Here is a 20,463-nt window from a genome sequence, read left to right as displayed (position 1 = left end):
GCGCTACATAAGCGACATTTGGAGTATTTACGATTTTACAACTGTCGAACTACCGTCACACCTAATTTTTCAGCTAATTGCTCTTGTGTATATCCTTTTTTCTTGCGATTCATTGCGATAAAGGCTCCTATCTTTTTTGTGTCCATAATGGGCCTCCTTTCATCTAAAATATTACTATTTTCACTATACATTGAACATCCCACAAATGGCGAATTGGCTTATTCTTCTTGACTTTAATGGATATGTCCCATACAATAGTCGAGTACATTAAAATAGCGTTCACTCTTCACCGGATGAGTGGTTAAAGCGTCTAGAATCAAATCGTAGGTGCAGTGATTTCACTGTAAGATTTGGTCTTAGGCGCTTCTTTTTTTTGGAGGTAAGTATGAATAAGACAAAAGAATTATTGGTACAAATGATGTGGGAATTAGTTGGCAGTATCTTTGTAGCCATTGGTATCTATAACTTTGCCGTACAAGCTAAGTTTCCTATGACAGGATTTTCAGGGATTTCAATTATCTTTTATCGACTATTTAATATTCCCATTGGTTTTTCAACGATTCTATTGAATATACCTGTTGCGATACTTTGTTACAAATTATTAGGAAAGAAGTTTTTTATCAGTTCCATTCGCTGTATGATTGTATCATCATTGATTATCGACTATGTGGCACCATTATTTCCAGTCTACCAAGGAGATCGATTATTAGCTGCCCTATGTACGGGAGTTTTTGGTGGAATTGGCTATGCGATAATCTATACAAGAAATTCATCTACAGGAGGATCTGATTTTATCATCATGGCTGTAAAGGCATTGAAACCTCATTTATCTTTAGGAAATATTGCCTTTTTGTCGGATGTTGGCATTATTCTAGTGGGTGGTATTTTATTTAAAGATGTAGATGGAATGATTTATGGCATGATTGTAAATTTATTATTCGCGGTTGTAGTGGATAAAATGATTTATGGCTTGAATTCAGGTAAAGTTGCTTTTATTGTCACAAAACAGGGAAAAAGAATTTGTCAGGTGATTGATGAAACAAGTCAAAGGGGAAGTACGATTTTAAATGCACAAGGTGGATATAAACAAGATGATATGCAAGTGGTAATGTGTGCATGTAACAGTAAAGAAATGTATCAAGTAAGAAAGGCTGTACAAGAAGCGGATCCAGAATCTTTCTTTGTGGTTGTAGAGTCGCATGAAGTACATGGAGAGGGGTTTAAAATGACAAATATTGGAGAAGCACAAAGCTAAATTCACGTCCATGATGAAAACGCTTGCGCAATTGATAGTTCTTTGTTATGATTTGGGCATCATATGACTGACGGAAGTGGAGTTACCACATGAAGTATGATGTTATAGGCCGACCGTCTGGGCAAGTTTACTTTGTCTTTTCGGTAGGCCTTTTTAATTGACTACTCGAAGGAATCATAGTAAACTTTAAATAATTGTTAGTTTAAACTAACTGTCATTAGAAGGAGGCAATCATGAAAGAACAATGGCAAGGATTTAAAGGCAGTAAATGGCAGGACGAGGTAGATGTTCGTGATTTTATTCAAAACAACTACAAACCTTATAATGGAGATGAAAGCTTTTTAGAAGGTCCAACAGAATCGACAAATACTTTGTGGGAAAAACTTCAAAAACTACAAAAAGAAGAACGTGCCAAAGGCGGTGTATTGGATATGGAAACAGAAGTGGTTTCGAGTCTAACTGCTTATGGCCCTGGATATTTAGATAAAGATTTAGAGAAGGTTGTCGGTTTACAAACAGATAAACCATTAAAACGTGCATTTATGCCTTATGGCGGTATTCGTATGAGTGAAGAGGCATGCGAAACTTATGGATACAAACCCAGTGAAAAATTACATGAAATCTTCACAAAATATCATAAAACTCACAATGATGCTGTATTTAGTGCATACACACCAGAAATGCGTTTAGCACGTCGTAACAAAATCGTTACAGGATTACCAGATACATATGGTCGTGGACGTATCGTAGGGGATTATCGTCGTGTTGCACTTTATGGTATTGATTATTTAATTGAGCAGAAACAAAAAGATTTCGCATATTGTGGCGATGGAACAATGAGCGATGATGTAATTCGTCAGCGTGAAGAATTGGCTGAACAAATCAAGGCGTTAAAAGAAATGAAAATTATGGCAGCAAGCTATGGATATGATATTTCTCAGCCTGCTAAAAACTCATTAGAAGCAGTACAATGGCTATACTTTGGATATTTAGCTGCTATTAAAACACAAAATGGGGCGGCTATGTCAGTAGGTCGTATTTCAACATTCTTAGATATTTATTTTGAAAGAGATTTAGAGAATGGTGTCTTCACAGAAAGTGAAATTCAAGAAATTGTTGACCATGTGACAATGAAATTTAGAATGGTTAAGTTTGCCAGAATTCCTAGCTACAACCAATTATTCTCAGGAGATCCAGTTTGGGCAACACTTGATGTTGGTGGTTTAGGTATGGATGGAAGAAGTATGGTTACTAAAACTTGTTTCCGTTTCTTGCATACACTTGAAAATATGGGACCGAGTCCAGAACCAAACTTAACTGTATTGTATTCTTCAAATTTGCCAGAACCATTCAAGAAATATGCTGCAAAAGTAAGTATTGATACAAGTAGTGTTCAATATGAAAATGATGATGTAATGCGTCCTGTATGGGGAGATGATTATGCGGTATGTTGTTGTGTAAGTGCTACGCAAACTGGTAAAGAAATGCAGTTCTTTGGTGCTCGTGCAAACTTAGCTAAATGTTTACTATATGCTATCAATGGTGGTATAGATGAAAAGACAAAAGTACAAGTAGGTCCAGAATATAAGCCTATCACAAGTGAGTATTTAGATTATGATGAAGTAATGCATAAATACGATATCATGATGGACTGGTTATCAGGGTTATATGTAAATATTTTGAATTTGATTCAATATATGCATGATAAATATTATTATGAAGCAAGCCAGATGGCTTTGATTGATACAGATGTACGTAGAACTTTCGCAACGGGTATTGCTGGATTCTCACATGTAGTAGATTCATTGAGTGCCATCAAATACGCAAAAGTGAAGACAATTCGTGATGAAGATGGATTGGTAGTTAATTATGAAATTGAAGGGGATTTCCCTCGTTATGGAAATGATGATGATCGTGCGGATGAAATTGCCGTATGGTTATTAAAGACATTTATGCGTAAGATCGAAAAACACCACACATATCGTGATAGTGAACCAACGACTTCAATTCTTACAATTACTTCAAATGTTGTATATGGTAAAGCTACAGGTGCGCTTCCAGATGGAAGAAAAGCAGGTGAACCATTATCACCAGGTGCTAACCCTGCATATGGAGCAGAACAAAATGGATTGTTGGCATCGCTAAATTCTGTCGCAAAACTTCCTTATGAATATGCGTTAGATGGAATTAGTAATACGCAAACAATTAATCCAGATGCGTTGGGTCACAATGAAGAGGAAAGAGTAAATAACTTAGTGAATGTATTAGATGGATACTTTGATCAGGGTGCTCACCACTTGAATGTAAATGTATTTGGTGTAGAAAAATTAAAAGATGCGATGGAGCATCCAGAAAAAGAGGAATACGCAAACTTTACAATTCGTGTTTCTGGCTATGCCGTTAAATTTATTGATTTAACTCGCGAACAACAATTAGATGTTATTAGTCGTACATGTCACAAGAGCCTTTAATAAGGCTCTTTCTAGTTAGGAGGATATTATGTTAGGAGCAATTCATTCGATTGAAACGTTTGGCCTTGTAGATGGACCAGGCGTAAGATATGTCATCTTTATGCAAGGATGTCATATGCGTTGTAAGTTTTGTCACAATGCCGATACTTGGAAAACGAAAGAGCCAGATCAAAGTGCAGAAGTGGTATTAAAGAAAGCTTTACGATATCGTCCTTATTGGAAAGATAATGGTGGCATTACAGTCAGTGGTGGTGAACCATTACTTCAAATTGATTTTCTGATTGAACTTTTTAGATTAGCTAAAAAAGAAGGTGTTAATACAGTTTTGGATACTTGTGGACAACCATTTACTTTTGAAGAACCATTCTTTTCTAAGTTTAAACAACTTATGAATGTTACAGATCTAGTATTATTAGATATAAAACATATTGATGAAATGGCTCATAAAGATTTAACGGGACATACAAATAGTAATATATTAGAGTTAGCTCAGTATTTATCTGACATTCAAAAGCCAGTATGGATTCGTCATGTGTTGGTACCAACAATCAATACAGATGAAAAATATTTGGAAAGACTACATCGATTTATTATTCAATTAAAAAATGTAGAAAGAATAGAAGTATTACCATACCATACTCTAGGGGCTTATAAATGGAAAGAACTTGGCTTAGGATATCCTTTAGAAGGAATTGATCCGCCAACTGAGAAACAACTTCAAATTGCGAATACAATACTTGAAACAGGAAGATAATTCCTGTTTTTTTGTGTACAAAAAAAGTGCTCAATTGAGCACTTTCATTGTTATAATCTATCGAATATATTGTAGAGATTTCTTCGATCAAACCAAACATAGCCTGTTGTGTTGTCTGTGGAAGTATCTGTTCCTGGAGTACTAGGCTCCGTTGGTTCAGGTGTTGTAGGTTCTGTTGGTTCTGTTGGTTCTGTAGAAGGATATGTACATGCACTTCCGTCCCAAGTTCCGCCGTTATCTGTACAAGTTTTTTCGGCTTCGTTTGTTTCTTCTTTTTCTTCTTCTTTTTTACATGTACCAGCTTCAGAATCCCATTCACCACCATCGGCTTCACAAGCTTCTCTTTCTTTATTATCAGACTTTTTACATGTCTGGTTTTCTTCATCCCATTCGCCACCACTAGCTTCACAAGCATCTTGCGCATCATTGTTATCAGATGTTGTATCACCTTTTGATTTGAATTCATCTTTGATGTATCCACCCTTGTAGTCTGAGATACCACTAGGTCTTTCAAGTGCAGAATATGTTGCATATTTTTGCATGTAATCAAGCATGTAGTGTGAAATATGGAATGCTGAAGCAACATTTAAATCATCCCAAGTAATATACAAACCATAGTTTGTGATGGCATCCGTTGTATATCCACTCCAACAAGCGATTGTATATTTATTTGTATAGCCTACTGACCATTCATCTTTGGCAACTCCCTCAGGAATTCCATAGCTATTTGCAGGCCAGTCTGTTGTACCTGATTTTCCATATACTGTATAGTTGCTCGCAAGAATTTCGTTGTAGTTTTGGTAACCACCTGAAACTACTTTTTCAAGTAATTGCGAAATCATCCATGCGGCTTGTTCACTGATAACATCATATGTTTTAGCGTTTGTCTTAAATTCTTTTTTATCGGATCTACGAACTACTTTTCTTACACGGTGAGCATCCACACGCTTACCTCCATTCGCAAATGTTGAGTAAGCACTTGCTTGTTGGATTGGGCTTGCACGCATGCTCGAACCACCGATTGCGTATTGTTCATTAAATCCTTCAGCCACTTCATCGCTAAAACCAAGCTTTTTACAATAATCAATCCAGTAATCATAGCCTTTAGCGGTTACTAAATCAATCATAGCTTGAGCGGCTGTGGTATTTTTTGAAACACCTAATGCATCTTGTAAACTCATAATACCATTGTATTTACCGTCTGAGTTTTTAGGGGCGTAAGAACCATTTTTCCAATAGTCTTTTTTCTTATCGTTTACCTGATGAGCGGTAGACCATCCTAAGATATCAAATGTACTTGCATAGGCAAGTAATGGTTTCATACTTGAACCTGGTTGATTTGGTTCGGTTGAGTAATCAATTTTTACGGAGTCTGAGTGATAACGACGGCCAGGACCAACCGCAATAATTTCCCCTGTATCGTTTTCAATCATTGAGAAACCAACATCGAAATATTCGTTAGGGAATTGAACGATGTTACCGTTACAGATTTCATCAGCTTGTTTTTGAGCATCTTGATTTAGTGCGGTATAGATATCCATTGGAATAATGGCTGGATCTTGTCCAGTTAATTCCATAACTTCACTTAATGTTTGTGTGATATAAGCTTGATTTGGATCATCACTTGTACGCTCTACATACACTAAAGAGAATGATAAGTCTTGGTTTGAAGCAAGATTAAATTCTTCTTCCGTAATATATCCATGTTGCAACATCAATTCCAAAGTTACATTTCTACGATTTTGAGCAGCTTTTAAATGATCTAGCTTTGTGTTTGCTTCGTTTAAATTGTTTAATGGATTGTATGTATCTGGTGCATTGATACAACCAGCCAAGAATGCAGCTTCACCTAAATTTAATTGTGATACATCTTTGTTAAAGAAGTATTGTGCGGCTTTTTGAATACCACGTGTATTGTTTCCTGAACCAAACCAAATACGGTTTACGTAGTATTCAAAGATTTGTTCCTTATTAATGCTTTGTTCAGCAATCAATGAAAGATAGATTTCTTGAACTTTTAATTTTAATTTTTGAACGGTTGTGACCGTACCCTGTTCAGTTTCTAATTTCTTTTCCTGGTTCTTTGTAAATGCATTATCAATCATCTGCATGGTTAATGTAGAACCACCTTGAGCAAGACTTCCAGATTTCAAGTTTGCCATAGCGGATTTCAAGAAACGTGGCAAGTCAAATCCATTGTGGTCGAAGAAACGTGAATCTTCAATTGATAAAAAAGCATCAACTACAGATTGTGGAATTTGTGAGTAGGTTACGTCTTCACGAATTTCATCTCCAAGTTCATAGAATACGTTGCCTGAAGCATCGTAAAGTCTTGAATTGGACAATGTAGTCAAACCGTCTTGCGAAAAACGCATGCCGTCAGGATCGTTGATGATGTTGACAAGAACGAAGAATACGGAGATGCATCCAACTAAAAATATAGATAAGACGGATACGGCTAGTTTATTCCAAATGTCTAGTTTTCTTCTGTTTGTCTTTTGTGTTTTTGGCTTATTTTGTTCGTTTTGTGGTTGGGCCATTTACTTATCCTCCTTAAAATAGAGTTCATCTACAGCTTTTAAATACGCTAACCTAGGATATAATCCTTCTTGAATAAGAATCCCGTGGGATTGAAACCAAGAATATGGTATAGAGCTTTTGTCTATATTTTCTATTTTATCTATGAGCAGTTTTGAATCAACAAGGTATGTTTCGTTATGATAATTAAATCGAATAATAAAAAAACCAATACCTCCATGAAATACAACTTTTTTTAGATGTTTGATTTGATGTGGATGAATCATAAAGAGTGGAAAACTCGTTTTATTTTTCGTTTCCTTTGCTTCAAAATCAATGTATTTACCTCGATATACGCCATTGTAGTCCGTCGTGGAAGGCGTTTTATAATAAGCTTCAGTGATTTTAGCTCTTTGCCTTTTTGGATAGTCCACATGAACAACTTGAACGGGTGTTGGCTTTTTATAAATCAAAGCTCTATCGAGTTCTCTATAATATTTATTAGAGTCGTTTATATCGTTTTCGAGGCGCATACCTCGAGAACTATAACTCTTTTGTTGCATTGTATTTATGGTTGAAATTGCATTCGGATATTTAATAGTGCTCATCACGAACATTATATATGAAAAAGAATGAACATTCAATGAATCTGAAAAGTCAGAGTTGATTTTTTTGTGTAAAACATTCATAATATTTAGGTAGATATAGGGGGACTTATATATGGCAAAAGATATGAATTTGACAGCTCAGGAAATTTATGAAAAAGAATTTCATGTAGACTTGAAGGGATATGCCCCTGCTGAAGTAGATGAATTTCTAGATATGGTAATTGAAGATTATCAGAAATATGATGAAAAAGTAGAAGAATTAGGTGCTGCAGTCACTCGTTATGAAGAAAAAATCAAAGAATTACAGCAACAGTTGTTTGCGTTACAAAGTGAGAATGAAAACTTAAACGAAAAAGTAAATTCTGATTTTGTGAATGGAAGCAGTAATACAGTAGATATCTTAAAACGTATTGCACGTTTGGAAAAAGCTGTATTTAATCAAAGCGAAGAATAGTGAATTAAATCGACAGTCGCTGGCTACTTAGATAGTTAGAGGAAAGTCCATGCTCGCACAATCTGTGATGATTGTAGTGTTTGTGCTAGATGAATAAATAAGTCTAGGCAAGTTATTGCTTGACGGCTGTTTTGTTTGCTAAGGGAAACTATGTAAACAAACTTTAAAAGTGCCACAGAGACGAATCTATATGGAAACGTATAGGGTGGAACGGGTAAACCCCACAAGCGAGAAACCCAAATTTGGTAGGGGAACCGGCTGGAATGAAACGAAAGGAAGGCTGGATAGCTTTATGCTATAGATAAATGACTGTCACCACGCAAGTGGAACAGAACATGGCTTATGATTTAAGGATACTACAAAGAGCAATTTAATTTGCTCTTTTTTTTTGTTTGAAACAAGTGTATACTGAATTTGCATAAATTAAATCTTCAGGGTTGGGTGAAATTCCCTATCGGCGGTAAACCCCGCGAGCATTATGCATGAACTGGTGCAATTCCAGTGGCGACAGTATAGTCTGGATGGAAGAAGATGTTTTTATATATTCTTTTGTATATTTAAACGCGCCTAGGGGATTTTCTTTAGGCACGTTTTTTAGTTGATATATGAAGGGATGATGATTTATGAGTTCAACAAAGAAACTAACAACGATTGCGATCTTAAGTGCGATGGCAATGGTTTTAAACTTATTGATACAATTTCCAATTGTACCAGCCGTATCTTTTCTAAGCTACGATCCAAAAGATATCATTATTGTGATTGCAGGATTTATTTATGGTCCTATGACATCTTTTATTATGAGTCTATTGTGTTCGTTTTTAGAAATCGTATTCCGTGGAGGAAACTTATTAGATGTTTTGATGAATGTGATTTCAACTTGTACATTCGCATGTGTTGCAGCCTGCATCTATAAGTATAAACACTCTAAAAAAGGAGCTATCATCGGCTTGGTATTAGGAACTGTATGCTGTACATTGAGTATGACATTATGGAACTACATTATTACACCAATTTATTATCAAATGCCAAGAAGTGCAGTGGTCGGTATGTTACTTCCAGGTATTGTTCCATTCAATATTATTAAATGTACATTAAATGCAGCCTGTGCAATGTTGATCTACAAACCACTTGTAAATGCGTTGAGAAACACGCAGTTTGTTCCACAGTCTAATACAAGTGAAGGACTTACAAAAGATGTGGGAATTGTCAGTGCATTTATTATTGTATCAATTGCAGTTTTAATATTAGTTATGAAAGGTTAGAAAAAATATGGAACTTTTAGAAGCAAAAAAAATTATGGATGAAAAATTAGGGGATTATAAAATCATGGCTTTGGCAAGCTGTGTGGATGATTATCCTATGGTAAGAAATGTAAGTTGCGTTTTCTACAATGACAAGATTTATTTTAAGACAGACAAAAACTTTAGAAAAACACAACAATTGTTCAAAAATGATAAAGTAGCTATGTGCTTTAATGGGGTGCAAGTAGAGGGTACTGCTAAAAACTTAGGCTTGGTTGTTGATGAGCCGGGACGTATTTTTGAAAAGAAATATAAAGAATTTTTGTGGCAAAGCTATAATGCATATTCACACATTGATACAGAAATCTTAATTGAAGTGACTCCTAAGTTTGTGGAAATTTGGGATGAAGATGAAAATCGCAATGCATTCCAGTTATTTATTGATTTTGACAAAGAAACAGTTGAATACAAACCTTATGACTAGTTTATACTAGTCATTTTTTTGTGAAAATTCACGAGATTTTGACATGGATATGATACAATATCTTATGTATGAAAGTAGGTGAAAACATGTCTCCAGACCCGAGTTATTATAATTATGAAAAAACAAATACGTTCGGAGACATGAGATTTGTCTTCGTTTAAGATATAAGGAGGACAAATTGTGTTAGAATTTTATAAAACGTTTGAAGATGGAACACGCAAGATTGCAGAACCAGAACCAGGATGCTGGATCAATGCGGTTGCACCTACGGAAGAAGAAAGAAATTTTTTAATTGAACAAATAGGAATCTTACCTGAATTTGTAAAATCTTCGTTGGATGAAGAAGAAAGTTCACATATTGATTATGATGATGATTTTAGACAAGTGTTGATTATCTTTGACTACCCAAGTGCAGAAAATGAAGATGATGATTCAATTGATTCAACCTATTCTACATTGCCAATTGGTATTGTGATTTTAAAGGGGTATGTTGTGACAATCAGTTTATATGAAAACTGGAGTATTTTAGAAATGTCACAAGGTAGAATAAAAGGTATGGATACACGTTTAAAAACAAGATTTTTCTTACTTTTGGCATTGCGTATTTCGCAACGTTTCTTGATTTGTTTACGCCAAATTGACCGCTTATCAAGTCGAACAGAAACGCGTTTGCATCAGTCTGTAGAAAATGATGAATTGATTGAAATGTTAGGCTTAGAAAAGTCATTGGTTTACTTTTCAACATCTTTAAAATCAGATGAGGTTACATTAAGTAAGATTATGCGTGGAAAACAGATTCAATTATATGAAGAGGATGAAGATTTGTTGGAAGACGTAATGATTGAAATCCATCAGGCCATCGAGATGTGTAATATTTACTCAAACACAATGGCAGGTACAATGGATACGTTTGCGAGTATTATTTCTAATAATATGAACATTGTCATGAATAAATTGACTGTAATCACAATTGTTATGGCTATCCCAAATATTATTTTTGGATTCTATGGGATGAACGTACAGTTGCCATTCCCATTTGTATGGTTTCCAAGTTTTGTAGCTATTTTAGCTTGTGTAATTGCGACTGTTTATTTTTTCAGACACAATATGTTTAAGTAAGGTTTGGTTTTTTTTAAACCTTTTTTCTTTTAGATAAAAGAAAAAGCACTATTAGAATAGTGCTCCAAGTGCTCCAAACAATCCCATACTCGCAAGAGCCATGATGATACCTGCCAAAATGACACCTAACATAACGGCTAGTACACTTGATTTGAAATCCATATCTAAGATACTAGCGGCAAGTGTACCAGTCCAGGCTCCTGTTCCTGGTAATGGAATACCCACAAATAACAATAGGGCTACAAACAATCCTTTTCCTGCAGTGGCTTGTAATTTTTTACCACCTTTTTCACCTTTTTCTAGACACCACGTAAAGAAATTTCCGACAACTGGCTTGTCAGCTCCCCAGACAAGAATCTTTCTGGCAAAGAAATAGATGAAGGGAACAGGAATCATATTTCCAATAATCGCAATTATATAATATTGTATAAATGGTAATCCCATTCCGGCTGCGATTGGGATGGCTCCACGAAGTTCAATAAGGGGTACCATAGATACAAAAAACACAATCAGGTATTTTTTAAACATTTAAAATCTCCTTTTTTTCGACAAGTAAAAGTTTATCATTGATGACATAAATTTACAATAATAGACAGAATTTGAAATGTGTCTAGCACTATTACATTGAAAGTGCTAAAAATAGTGTTATACTGAAATCATAAAGGAGATGTTACTTATGAAATGGTTTGATTCTGATTATGATTATATTGATGAATTCACAACACAATGGAATGAAAGGTATAAAAAGGCTAAAAGAATGAGTATAATATTAAGTATAGTATTGATTCTTATTGGTATTTTATGTTTTGCGTTTCCAGAAAAGGTATTCACAACGATTCAAATTATCGCAGCCATTAGCTTGATTGTTTGGGGTGCATGTGAAATTTATTCATATATCACAACAACCTTCTTCTTTAGAGATGCAATGTGGCTAGCCAGTGGTATCTTAAATATTTTGTTAGGTTGTTTATTATGCACGATGCCAGTTACAATTACTGTAAGTACATTGACATTTTTGTTTGCGTTTGTGCTATTGGTTAATGGTATTCAAAAGATTACTTGGGGTTCTAGACTTAGTTTCTTTAGAGTGATCGATACGAAATATTTAAGTTTGACAGGGTGGGTCAATCTATTATTAGGTATTATTTTTTTGGTAATGCCATTCCAAAGTGCTTTAGTCATTAATTATATTATTGCGACCTATTTGGTTGTGGCTGGTCTTAGCTTGTTGATTGAAGCTGTTTCAATGAAAAAGATTTAAAAGGGGTAAACATGGAAAAATTTAAGTTTTATGCACCAACAAAAGTGTATTTTGGTAAAGATGAGGAACAAAGGGTTGGAAAGATTTTACAAGAATATCATCCAAAGAAAGTATTGATTCATTATGGAGGGAAAAGTGCCATTCAATCCGGTCTTTTGGATCGAGTGAAAAAGGCACTTGATGAAGAAAATATTGCCTATTGTTTGTGTGGAGGTGTTGTTGCCAATCCACTACTTTCAAAGGTGAACGAAGGAATTCAAATTTGTAAAGAAGAAGGAGTTGACTTTATTCTTGCTGTTGGTGGAGGAAGCGTTTTAGACTCAAGCAAAGGCATTGCGTATGGTGTTTATAATGAGGGTGCTGTCTGGGATTATTACGCAAGAAAGAAAAAGATGAAGGGTGCTTTGCCTATGGGGTGTATCTTAACGCTATCCGCAACAGGCAGTGAAATGAGCAATTCAAGTGTAATCACAAATGAAGATGGTAATCTGAAACGTGGTTTAAGCAGTGATTATGGATATTTTAAATTTTCTATTTTAAATCCAGAATTAACATATACTGTATCTCGATATCAAACAATGTGTGGGTGTACGGATATTATTATGCATACATTGGAACGATATTTTACGCCATACCAAACATTGGATTTGGTAGATCAAATGGCAGAAAGTTTAGTCCGTACTGTCATAAAAAACGCAAAAATTCTTTTAGAAGATCCTTCTAACGAACAGGCGCGCTCTGAAATTATGTGGGCAGGTAGTGTTTCACACAATGACATGACTGGAGATCGCTCTTTAGGAGATTGGGCTTGCCATCAATTGGAACATGAATTAAGTGGAATGTTTAATGTAGCACATGGTGCAGGTCTTGCAGCTATTTGGGATAGTTGGGCAAATCATGTATATATGGAAAATCCAACGCGATTTGCCAAGCTTGGACATCGTGTTTTTGGCTTGGATGATTCGGATACATTATCTTGCGCTTTGAATACTATTGAAAAGATGGAAGAATTCTTTAGAAGTATCGGCATGCCGACAAGTATTCAAGGATTGTTAAAACGTAAGTGTACAGAACCGGAATTGTATGAATTAACATACAAATGCAGCTTTGAGCATACGCGCACAATTGGAAAATTTAAAGAGTTGGATGAAATGGATATGCTTGAAATATATCGTATGGCAAATGAAAAGGAAGTCGCTTAAGACTTCCTTGTTTTAGTTAAATAGACTTTTAATGAAGTTAATAATCTTGTCAAACCATCCTTCAGATTGGGCTTTGTTGAATAATCCAGATAATTGATTTTTTAAACTGCCAGATAATTTGTTTAATTGATTTAATACTTCTTGTGAGTCAATAGCTGAAGTGTTTTGATATTTCTTGGCGAATGCAATCAATTTATCAATATCGTCTTGAGAGATGATGTCACTTAAATTAAATTTCTTCAAAGCATCCTGTACGACTTGTTCAACTTGTTCGGTAGTTGCAGCACTACCTTGGTTCTGTTTGATTTGGGCAAGCTCTTGTTTGATTTCTACTAAAGCCTGATCTAAGCGGGCAGAGTCAAAATTAGAATCGTCTGCATTATTTTGAGCAATTTCGTTTGTTGTTTCAAGCTCATCTTGTGCAACTTGTGTACGATCTGGATCTAGTGTTTCTCCGTTAGCTTCTAACGCTTTGTAAACACCGGTTAAAGCAGATTCTCCGGTTACTTTTGAAACGGAAGCAACATCGATTTCAACATCACTGACACCTGCTGTAATTGCGGCGTTGGCATATTGGTTGGATGTGATCTTTGTGATATTGCTTTGTGTGATGATCTTTACTTTTACACCTGTACCAGAATCTTGTTTTTGAACCATAACACTTGAAATCAAACTGGATGTATCTCCACCAGCAATTCCTAAATAGTTGTATAAGTCGTTGGCATCAACACTTGTTTCGTAGACGTTATTTGTATCTTCAATATCAAATAATTCACGTGTGCTTTGGATTTGATCTTCACTTAAACCACCGCCATATACAACGGTTGGTTTACCCCATTTTTCATCTATAACAGATGTATCGATTGCGAATACATTCGTGGCAGTGGCTGAAATGCTCATAACGGCTGCTAGAGATACGCCTAATAATTTATTACATTTAAACATTTTTTGTTCTCCTTTTGCATAAATTTACTTTACTAGTGTATCTTAACTTTATTTTTTGTGCAAAAGTTTTGAATCTTATGTGAAATTTTGTTATACTTTTATGGTAAGTTAAAACTAACCGGAGGAATAGAAATGCAGCTAACACAATCTCAGGAAGATTATTTAGAAACAATATATGTATTAAAGTCTCAACAAGAGAATGTTCGTGCTATTGATGTGGCGGCAGCTCTAGGTTTTTCTAAGCCGAGTGTTTCACATGCTTTGAAAGACTTAAAAGAAAAAGAATTGATTTATACGGATAAAACAGGATATTTATTCTTTACAGAACAAGGGCAAAAACAGGCGAGTCAAGTGTATGAAAGGCATATTTATTTTAAAAATCAATTGCTTCATGCTGGTGTAGAACCTGTTCTTGCAGAAGAAGAAGCTTGTCGTATGGAACATACAATTAGTGAAGAGAGTTTTAAAAAATTAAAGGGTAGTAAATGCGTGCGCTCATGTATTGACTGCAAGGGGGACGATTGTAAGTAAAAAGCGTGAATGGCTCACGCTTTTTTTAGTCCTTTCCTTGAGGTATGAATGGGGTTAATGCATCGGCTAATGAATGTAAGTTACGAGATTGGATGTATACTTTTCCAGTACCGTGGAACTCATTCACTAAACCTTCGCCTGTAGTGAATCCAAATGTCCCGGATGCAATTTTGATTTCATAATCTAAAGAATCGTCCCATGCGATAACGTGTTCATTATCAATTATGATTGGATGATCTGCATCTACATTGATTTCCATAATATCGCCATATGCATTGATCAATAGGTCGCCTTGTCCAGATGTATGCATGACAAAGAATCCACCGGTTCCACCGAATAATGCTTTTCCAACGCTTTGTGTTTTCATTTCGTAGCTAACAGTGTTATCGCATGCCAAAAAAGCACCGTTATTTAAATAGTAGTGACATGCTGGTGTAACCTCTAAACATACGATTTTTCCTGGAATAGAAGGTGCAATACCAAGCAATCCATCGTGACTTGTTCCGGTAGCCTCTGTAATAAACATGCTTTCACCACTGGTAAGGCTTCGTCCTAAGGCGCCTAATACACCACCAATGCCTTTTTTGTTACTGTTCATTTTACCTTCAATCACAACGTTTGACATATAGGCCATAGAGCCTCTTTCGATTTTTACTGTTTCATTATTTTGTAGATTGATTTCAATGATAGGGCAATCTGAATCGCCTTTGATTTTATAGTCCATAGTGACCTCCTTTTTGCTTCTTTCTTTTATTGTATCAAGTGTATGTGAATTTATCATTAATTATTATAATTTATTTAAATTGACACAATAAGTGTCAATATTAGTATTATCTTAATGATAAAGGGGGTTGCACAAAATTGGTTAGAAATTAAAATATTTACACAAATTAGCGGACTTTAAAAAAATAAAAAACTGGTTTCCTTTACTTAAAGGTCAAGCATTATTTTGTATGAATGTAAAGGCTTGTTTTAGAAAAAATTATTAGTATACTAGATGTATACGAAAAATAGTTGAAGGTTCAACTATTTTTAGGAGGATTAATATGAATGTAATTAAAAGAAGTGGAGAAGAAGTCGTTTTTGATGCATCAAAGATTGAAAATGCAATCAAAAAAGCAAATAAAGCTACAACACACAATCAAATGACAGATGAATTGATTCATTCTGTTACGCAAAGTGTTATCGATAAATGTGAAAACTTGAAGAGAAGCCCAAATGTGGAAGAAATTCAAGATATGGTTGAGGGAGAATTGATGGAACATCGTTGTTTTGCAGTAGCTCACAACTATATCACATATCGTTATGAACGTGCTTTAATTCGTAAGGCAAATTCAACAGATAAACAGATCATGTCTTTATTGGAGCGTAATAATGAAGAAGTTAAACAAGAAAACTCAAATAAAAATCCATTAGTAAACAGTGTTCAGCGTGATTATATGGCTGGAGAAGTTTCAAAGGATATCACAAAACGTTTCTTGTTACCTCAAGATGTTATGGAGGCTCATGAAAAAGGTATTATTCATTTCCATGATTCAGATTACTTTGCACAACACATGCACAACTGTTGTTTAGTAAATTTAGAGGACATGCTTCAAAATGGTACAGTTATTTCTGAAACAATGATTGAAAAACCACATAGTTTCTCTACAGCATGTAACGTAGCTACACAAATTATTGCGCAAGTTGCTAGTTCACAATATGGAGGGCAAAGTATTACACTTTCTCACTTAGCTCCATTTGTACAGGTTTCAAGAGAAAAAGCACGTCGTGAAGTAAAAGAAGAATTAGAATCATTGAATCTAGATTCATCTGAAGATACAGTTAATAAAATGGCAGAAATGCGTGTTCGTAAAGAAATTGAAAAAGGTGTACAGATGATTCAATACCAGGTTATCACATTGATGACGACAAATGGTCAAGCTCCATTTGTGACTGTCTTCATGTATTTAAATGAAGTGCCTGAAGGACAGACTCGTGATGACTTAGCTATGATTATTGAAGAAATGTTGAAACAAAGAATCAAGGGTGTTAAAAATGAAAAAGGAATCTGGATTACGCCGGCTTTCCCTAAATTGATTTATGTTCTTGAAGAAAACAACATTGAAGAAGATTCTAAATATTGGTATTTGACAGAATTAGCGGCTAGATGTACAGCTAAGCGTATGGTTCCAGATTATATTTCTGAAAAGAAAATGTTGGAATTAAAAGTAGATGCGAATGGAGAAGGGCATTGTTATCCATGTATGGGATGTCGTTCATTCTTAACTACATATTTAGATGAAAATGGTAAACCAAAATACTATGGTCGATTCAACCAAGGTGTTGTTACTTTGAACTTAGTTGATGTAGCTTGTTCTAGTAAACAGGATGAAGAAGCATTCTGGAGAATCATGGATGAAAGATTGGCGTTGTGTAAAAAGGCATTGATGTGTCGTCATGAAAGATTATTAGGTACACCAAGTGATGTAGCTCCTATTTTATGGCAAAATGGTGCATTGGCGCGTTTGAAAAAAGGAGAGCCAATCGACAAATTATTATTTGGTGGATATTCTACAATTTCTTTAGGATATGCTGGATTATGTGAATGTGTATATTATATGACTGGACACCCTCATACTGAAGAGCCAGGAACTTCATTTGGATTGAAAGTTATGCAGTATCTAAATGATGCTTGTGCTAAATGGAAGGCAGAAGAAAATATTGATTTCTCATTATATGGAACTCCTATGGAGTCAACTACATTTAAGTTCTCTAAACATCTACAAGAGCGTTTTGGAATTATTCCACATGTAACGGATAAGAACTATATCACAAATAGCTATCATGTTCATGTAACAGAAGAAATTGATGCGTTTACTAAATTAACATTTGAATCACAGTTTCAAAAACTTTCTCCAGGTGGAGCCATTAGCTATGTAGAAGTTCCAAATATGGAAAATAACATTGAAGCTGTTTTGGCAATTATGAAACATATTTATAATCATATTATGTATGCAGAGTTGAACACAAAATCAGATTATTGCCAAGTATGTGGATATACAGGAGAAATCAAGATTGTGGAAGATGAAAACCATAAATTAGTTTGGGAATGTCCAAATTGTGGAAATCGTGACCAAGAAAAAATGAATGTGGCTCGTCGTACTTGTGGATATATCGGTACACAGTTCTGGAATCAAGGACGAACACAAGAAATCAAAGAAAGAGTACTACACTTATAAGAGCTAGTTTCTAGCTCTTTTTTATCCTTATGATCATCAAAAAAGGAACCGGTTGACATTTGATTCTTTATTGTATTCTGTAATTCTGTTTTCAGCCATGGCAGGTCTACCTGCATAGCGAATGAAGTAGTTTATGCAGCCTTGAATATCTTTACTATTTTTATTAGATGAAGCATTGTTTGAATCGTTGTCATCTGATTTGAACTTGACATAGACATAGAATCCTTTGGGATGCTTCTTATAGAGTCTGTTCTTTTCTTCAGGTTTCTTTAATCCACCAGCTTCCTGGATGAGTCGAATTAATTCAAACTGAAAAGTTTTTCTAAGCTTAGTAAAATTGAAATGATGAAATGTTTTGATTTTATCTTTTTTTAAAGAATAGATTAATTCAGGAATAAGACAATGAATGTGTGGATTCCATTTAAGGTCCTTTCCAAAAGTATGTATAGTGGCAATCATACCAAACTCATTATGAACAGGAATGTTTTTGAATATATAGTGGGTATCAGATAGCTTTTTCTTTTTGAGTTTATCAGCAAGAGATTTATTGGTAAGAATGGAAATGGTGTTTCTAGAAGCAACAAACAATAGATTGAGTCGAGTGCGATCCTGTCTGAACCAGTTTCTAAGTTCTTCAGGAATAGTAAATACAATGTGTCTATGAGGGCAGTCAAGACAAAAAAGAAGTAGCCTTGGCTGCAAGCTGTTTGGCATATTTAACACCACATGCATTACAGAACCTGGAATGGCATGAATGAGGGATAATGTTCCAGTTGTCACAATCGGGACATTCAAATTGGTCAAAGCCAAGATAACATGTGTGGCAAAGAAGAGAACGTTCTACATTGTCTAAAATGCATGGACGAGCTTTACCGGAAGCATCTAGTTTTCGAATGTAGTCAATATTATCGAAGAAGATATTGTTGATGGGATGAATAAAATTGAAGTTTCTAACATTACAATCTAAAAGTGATAGAGTTTCAATTGGAATGTTTGAATGATAAGTTGTATCCATAATTGAAGTATAGAATTAAATAGAGATATAAACAAGACTTGGTAAATGATAAGGACTTGAATATGTCCAATGTGAATTTAATGTGAACATGTGAGAATACCGATAAATATCACATAATCAAATTGATGATATAATGATACAAATAAAATAAATTAGAAAGTCTCAAATCTATCTGTTAAATCTGTTTTGAATATAGTATAATAGAGTCAGATAGAACAGGAGGACTTGTCTTATGAAGGTGTTTTCAATGTCGCAAAGAATCTATTATAATGATCTAGAATCAGAAGCTGAATCCATCATTAAAAAGGATCTTGAACTGTATAACTGTATGCTTCATAAGGCATTCAAAATCTGTTTTGATCGTGCCTATAAGGATGTTACCTATTCAGAAACGGATCAAAGAATGATCAAGTCCTTCTATGGTACAAGTGATTATTTTCCTTTGTCTGCCATATATGAGGCCAAGGCTTTGGTGAAGAGTCTTAAATGTAGAGAAAAGGAAGATCGTGATTTGATCAAGACTCGTATCAAAAAGATAGACAAGAAAATCAAAAAGAATGAGAAACAATTGAAGAAGGTTTTAAAGGAAAAAGAGAAACTGATCAACAGATCCAAGAAAAAGAAATATACAGAAGAAGATTATCTGTATGAGGTACAGGTATTGGATCCAAATATCAAAAGATTGAAGAGCATCATTCGTAATCTTAAATTCAGAAGAAATCGAAACGAGTTCAAACTTAAAAGAAAGATGCCTTCTGTATGTTTTGGTGGCAAAAAGAATTTGAAAAATGGTTATTTAAAAACATATCGTTTTAAAAGAGCAAGAAGAATGCTTATTACTGGTAGAAGGCAGGGCAAGTATTCAAACAACCTTTTCAAATTAAATGTTGAGAATGATATGTTGACCTATCGGAGTACTCAGAAAGACATTGTATTCAAGGTGCAGTTTCACAAATACAAGGATGAATTGTATGCAAGAGTCAATGAAGAACACAATTCACCTAATAAGGCAGTAGCCTATGAGTTGATGGATTATGGTGAATACTTTATTGTGAAAGCTATATTTGAAAAACATATGAATCTTCCAAAGACAGATACATTGTATGGAGCAATAGGAATCGATATCAATGTGGACCATATAGCACTATGTGAAACCAATAAGGATGGAAATATCGTATTGATCAAGAAGTATCCAATCCATAAAGAGAATACAAAGAATAAACGAAATGAAGAACTGTATCAGTTGGCCATTGAAATCATGGAACAATGTAAATCCAAGAAGAAGAGTCTAGTAGTTGAAGACTTGAACTTCAAGCAGTTGAAAACAAGGATGCTCTATCGACCAAAGAAGGAAAACAAAACATTATCGAGTTTTGCGTATAAAA

The 20,463-nt window shown here is 34.8% G+C and carries 20 protein-coding genes, 1 other RNA gene and 2 riboswitches; of the genes, 13 read left to right on the top strand and 8 right to left on the bottom strand.

Annotated elements, in window-relative coordinates; all coding sequences use genetic code 11:
* Positions 1 to 35 precede the first annotated feature (35 nt).
* Positions 36 to 146: a helix-turn-helix transcriptional regulator gene (locus NE544_RS09485; RefSeq protein ID WP_256269160.1), complete on the bottom strand. Its 111-nt coding sequence runs from the start codon at positions 144 to 146 to the stop codon at positions 36 to 38.
* Between the two features lie 239 nt (positions 147 to 385).
* Here NE544_RS09485 and NE544_RS09480 point away from each other — a divergent pair, with 239 nt between their 5' ends.
* The 3 genes from NE544_RS09480 (at position 386) to pflA (ending at position 4,480) form a co-directional block, all read left to right on the top strand.
* Positions 386 to 1,255 (top strand): YitT family protein, encoded by an 870-nt coding sequence (locus NE544_RS09480; RefSeq protein WP_256269159.1) that lies wholly within the window; start codon positions 386 to 388, stop codon positions 1,253 to 1,255.
* Between the two features lie 53 nt (positions 1,256 to 1,308).
* A riboswitch (ZMP/ZTP riboswitch) is annotated at positions 1,309 to 1,385 on the top strand.
* A 103-nt stretch (positions 1,386 to 1,488) separates the two neighbouring features.
* Entirely contained in the window at positions 1,489 to 3,726 is a 2,238-nt protein-coding gene (pflB, locus tag NE544_RS09475) for a formate C-acetyltransferase (protein ID WP_256269158.1), read from the top strand.
* A 28-nt stretch (positions 3,727 to 3,754) separates the two neighbouring features.
* Positions 3,755 to 4,480: a pyruvate formate-lyase-activating protein gene (gene pflA / locus NE544_RS09470; protein WP_118116188.1), complete on the top strand. Its 726-nt coding sequence runs from the start codon at positions 3,755 to 3,757 to the stop codon at positions 4,478 to 4,480.
* A 50-nt stretch (positions 4,481 to 4,530) separates the two neighbouring features.
* Here the strand turns inward: pflA and NE544_RS09465 are convergent, their stop codons facing one another.
* Together NE544_RS09465 and recU are read right to left on the bottom strand one after the other, a co-directional pair.
* Complete coding sequence (locus tag NE544_RS09465) at positions 4,531 to 7,020, bottom strand: transglycosylase domain-containing protein (RefSeq protein ID WP_256269157.1); 2,490 nt, start codon at positions 7,018 to 7,020, stop codon at positions 4,531 to 4,533.
* The gene (recU, locus tag NE544_RS09460; RefSeq protein WP_270490958.1) at positions 7,021 to 7,560 is read right to left on the bottom strand and encodes a Holliday junction resolvase RecU; all 540 of its coding nucleotides are present in this window, start codon (positions 7,558 to 7,560) and stop codon (positions 7,021 to 7,023) included.
* Positions 7,561 to 7,717: 157 nt separating this feature from the next.
* On the opposite strand from recU, the gene gpsB reads away from it, so the two are divergent.
* The 5 genes from gpsB to NE544_RS09435 all read left to right on the top strand — a co-directional run bounded on the left by gpsB (position 7,718) and on the right by NE544_RS09435 (position 10,903).
* The gene (gene gpsB / locus NE544_RS09455) at positions 7,718 to 8,059 is read left to right on the top strand and encodes a cell division regulator GpsB (RefSeq protein WP_117924274.1); all 342 of its coding nucleotides are present in this window, start codon (positions 7,718 to 7,720) and stop codon (positions 8,057 to 8,059) included.
* 4 nt (positions 8,060 to 8,063) lie between these two features.
* Positions 8,064 to 8,407: RNase P RNA component class B (gene rnpB, locus NE544_RS09450), an RNA gene on the top strand.
* A 75-nt stretch (positions 8,408 to 8,482) separates the two neighbouring features.
* A riboswitch (FMN riboswitch) is annotated at positions 8,483 to 8,596 on the top strand.
* Between the two features lie 86 nt (positions 8,597 to 8,682).
* Positions 8,683 to 9,321 carry an ECF transporter S component gene (locus NE544_RS09445; protein ID WP_117571085.1) on the top strand — a complete coding sequence of 213 codons (639 nt, stop codon included), beginning with the start codon at positions 8,683 to 8,685 and terminating at the stop codon, positions 9,319 to 9,321.
* 7 nt (positions 9,322 to 9,328) lie between these two features.
* The gene (locus tag NE544_RS09440; protein WP_117571086.1) at positions 9,329 to 9,784 is read left to right on the top strand and encodes a pyridoxamine 5'-phosphate oxidase family protein; all 456 of its coding nucleotides are present in this window, start codon (positions 9,329 to 9,331) and stop codon (positions 9,782 to 9,784) included.
* Between the two features lie 180 nt (positions 9,785 to 9,964).
* Positions 9,965 to 10,903, top strand: a complete 939-nt coding sequence (locus NE544_RS09435; RefSeq protein ID WP_118116194.1) for a magnesium transporter CorA family protein — start codon at positions 9,965 to 9,967, stop codon at positions 10,901 to 10,903.
* Between the two features lie 51 nt (positions 10,904 to 10,954).
* Here NE544_RS09435 and NE544_RS09430 read toward each other — a convergent pair whose 3' ends face one another.
* The gene (locus NE544_RS09430) at positions 10,955 to 11,431 is read right to left on the bottom strand and encodes a small multi-drug export protein (protein WP_118116723.1); all 477 of its coding nucleotides are present in this window, start codon (positions 11,429 to 11,431) and stop codon (positions 10,955 to 10,957) included.
* 148 nt (positions 11,432 to 11,579) lie between these two features.
* Here NE544_RS09430 and NE544_RS09425 point away from each other — a divergent pair, with 148 nt between their 5' ends.
* Together NE544_RS09425 and NE544_RS09420 are read left to right on the top strand one after the other, a co-directional pair.
* Positions 11,580 to 12,164, top strand: a complete 585-nt coding sequence (locus tag NE544_RS09425; protein WP_256269156.1) for an HdeD family acid-resistance protein — start codon at positions 11,580 to 11,582, stop codon at positions 12,162 to 12,164.
* An 11-nt stretch (positions 12,165 to 12,175) separates the two neighbouring features.
* Positions 12,176 to 13,366, top strand: coding sequence for an iron-containing alcohol dehydrogenase (locus NE544_RS09420; RefSeq protein WP_256269155.1), 1,191 nt, complete (start codon positions 12,176 to 12,178; stop codon positions 13,364 to 13,366).
* 12 nt (positions 13,367 to 13,378) lie between these two features.
* Here the strand turns inward: NE544_RS09420 and NE544_RS09415 are convergent, their stop codons facing one another.
* Positions 13,379 to 14,311 carry a DUF1002 domain-containing protein gene (locus NE544_RS09415; RefSeq protein WP_118116727.1) on the bottom strand — a complete coding sequence of 311 codons (933 nt, stop codon included), beginning with the start codon at positions 14,309 to 14,311 and terminating at the stop codon, positions 13,379 to 13,381.
* 132 nt (positions 14,312 to 14,443) lie between these two features.
* Between NE544_RS09415 and NE544_RS09410 the strand changes: the two genes are divergently transcribed.
* The gene (locus tag NE544_RS09410; protein WP_117571092.1) at positions 14,444 to 14,842 is read left to right on the top strand and encodes a metal-dependent transcriptional regulator; all 399 of its coding nucleotides are present in this window, start codon (positions 14,444 to 14,446) and stop codon (positions 14,840 to 14,842) included.
* Positions 14,843 to 14,867: 25 nt separating this feature from the next.
* On the opposite strand, the gene NE544_RS09405 is transcribed toward NE544_RS09410, so the two are convergent.
* Positions 14,868 to 15,566 (bottom strand): TIGR00266 family protein, encoded by a 699-nt coding sequence (locus NE544_RS09405; RefSeq protein WP_256269154.1) that lies wholly within the window; start codon positions 15,564 to 15,566, stop codon positions 14,868 to 14,870.
* A gap of 322 nt (positions 15,567 to 15,888) precedes the next feature.
* Here NE544_RS09405 and nrdD point away from each other — a divergent pair, with 322 nt between their 5' ends.
* Positions 15,889 to 18,063 carry an anaerobic ribonucleoside-triphosphate reductase gene (gene nrdD, locus NE544_RS09400; protein ID WP_118116009.1) on the top strand — a complete coding sequence of 725 codons (2,175 nt, stop codon included), beginning with the start codon at positions 15,889 to 15,891 and terminating at the stop codon, positions 18,061 to 18,063.
* A 36-nt stretch (positions 18,064 to 18,099) separates the two neighbouring features.
* Here nrdD and NE544_RS09395 read toward each other — a convergent pair whose 3' ends face one another.
* Complete coding sequence (locus NE544_RS09395; RefSeq protein ID WP_256269153.1) at positions 18,100 to 18,777, bottom strand: transposase; 678 nt, start codon at positions 18,775 to 18,777, stop codon at positions 18,100 to 18,102.
* Positions 18,734 to 19,078 carry a transposase zinc-binding domain-containing protein gene (locus NE544_RS09390; RefSeq protein WP_256269152.1) on the bottom strand — a complete coding sequence of 115 codons (345 nt, stop codon included), beginning with the start codon at positions 19,076 to 19,078 and terminating at the stop codon, positions 18,734 to 18,736. The genes NE544_RS09395 and NE544_RS09390 overlap by 44 nt, the downstream gene beginning before the upstream one ends.
* Positions 19,079 to 19,310: 232 nt before the next feature.
* On the opposite strand from NE544_RS09390, the gene NE544_RS09385 reads away from it, so the two are divergent.
* Positions 19,311 to 20,463: hypothetical protein (locus NE544_RS09385; protein WP_256269151.1), on the top strand; the 1,153-nt coding region annotated here is incomplete at its 3' end.

Origin of the sequence: Holdemanella sp. MSK.7.32, assembly GCF_024460475.1 — a bacterium.
In the GTDB taxonomy this organism is placed as follows: domain Bacteria; phylum Bacillota_I; class Bacilli_A; order Erysipelotrichales; family Erysipelotrichaceae; genus Holdemanella.
The sequence above is the reverse complement of the archived record's forward strand: the minus strand, read 5'-3'. Positions and strand labels throughout refer to the sequence as shown.

Bases quoted from the DNA above. Each gene is read 5' to 3' on its own strand.
- NE544_RS09480 (WP_256269159.1), top strand. From the start codon at position 386: ATGAATAAGACAAAAGAATTATTGGTACAAATGATGTGGGAATTAGTT.
- NE544_RS09395 (WP_256269153.1), bottom strand. From the start codon at position 18,777: ATGCCAAACAGCTTGCAGCCAAGGCTACTTCTTTTTTGTCTTGACTGC.
- recU (WP_270490958.1), bottom strand. From the start codon at position 7,560: ATGCAACAAAAGAGTTATAGTTCTCGAGGTATGCGCCTCGAAAACGAT.
- pflA (WP_118116188.1), top strand. From the start codon at position 3,755: ATGTTAGGAGCAATTCATTCGATTGAAACGTTTGGCCTTGTAGATGGA.
- NE544_RS09410 (WP_117571092.1), top strand. From the start codon at position 14,444: ATGCAGCTAACACAATCTCAGGAAGATTATTTAGAAACAATATATGTA.
- NE544_RS09465 (WP_256269157.1), bottom strand. From the start codon at position 7,020: ATGGCCCAACCACAAAACGAACAAAATAAGCCAAAAACACAAAAGACA.
- gpsB (WP_117924274.1), top strand. From the start codon at position 7,718: ATGGCAAAAGATATGAATTTGACAGCTCAGGAAATTTATGAAAAAGAA.
- NE544_RS09420 (WP_256269155.1), top strand. From the start codon at position 12,176: ATGGAAAAATTTAAGTTTTATGCACCAACAAAAGTGTATTTTGGTAAA.
- NE544_RS09390 (WP_256269152.1), bottom strand. From the start codon at position 19,078: ATGGATACAACTTATCATTCAAACATTCCAATTGAAACTCTATCACTT.
- NE544_RS09485 (WP_256269160.1), bottom strand. From the start codon at position 146: ATGGACACAAAAAAGATAGGAGCCTTTATCGCAATGAATCGCAAGAAA.
- NE544_RS09415 (WP_118116727.1), bottom strand. From the start codon at position 14,311: ATGTTTAAATGTAATAAATTATTAGGCGTATCTCTAGCAGCCGTTATG.
- nrdD (WP_118116009.1), top strand. From the start codon at position 15,889: ATGAATGTAATTAAAAGAAGTGGAGAAGAAGTCGTTTTTGATGCATCA.
- NE544_RS09425 (WP_256269156.1), top strand. From the start codon at position 11,580: ATGAAATGGTTTGATTCTGATTATGATTATATTGATGAATTCACAACA.
- NE544_RS09405 (WP_256269154.1), bottom strand. From the start codon at position 15,566: ATGGACTATAAAATCAAAGGCGATTCAGATTGCCCTATCATTGAAATC.
- NE544_RS09445 (WP_117571085.1), top strand. From the start codon at position 8,683: ATGAGTTCAACAAAGAAACTAACAACGATTGCGATCTTAAGTGCGATG.
- pflB (WP_256269158.1), top strand. From the start codon at position 1,489: ATGAAAGAACAATGGCAAGGATTTAAAGGCAGTAAATGGCAGGACGAG.
- NE544_RS09440 (WP_117571086.1), top strand. From the start codon at position 9,329: ATGGAACTTTTAGAAGCAAAAAAAATTATGGATGAAAAATTAGGGGAT.
- NE544_RS09430 (WP_118116723.1), bottom strand. From the start codon at position 11,431: ATGTTTAAAAAATACCTGATTGTGTTTTTTGTATCTATGGTACCCCTT.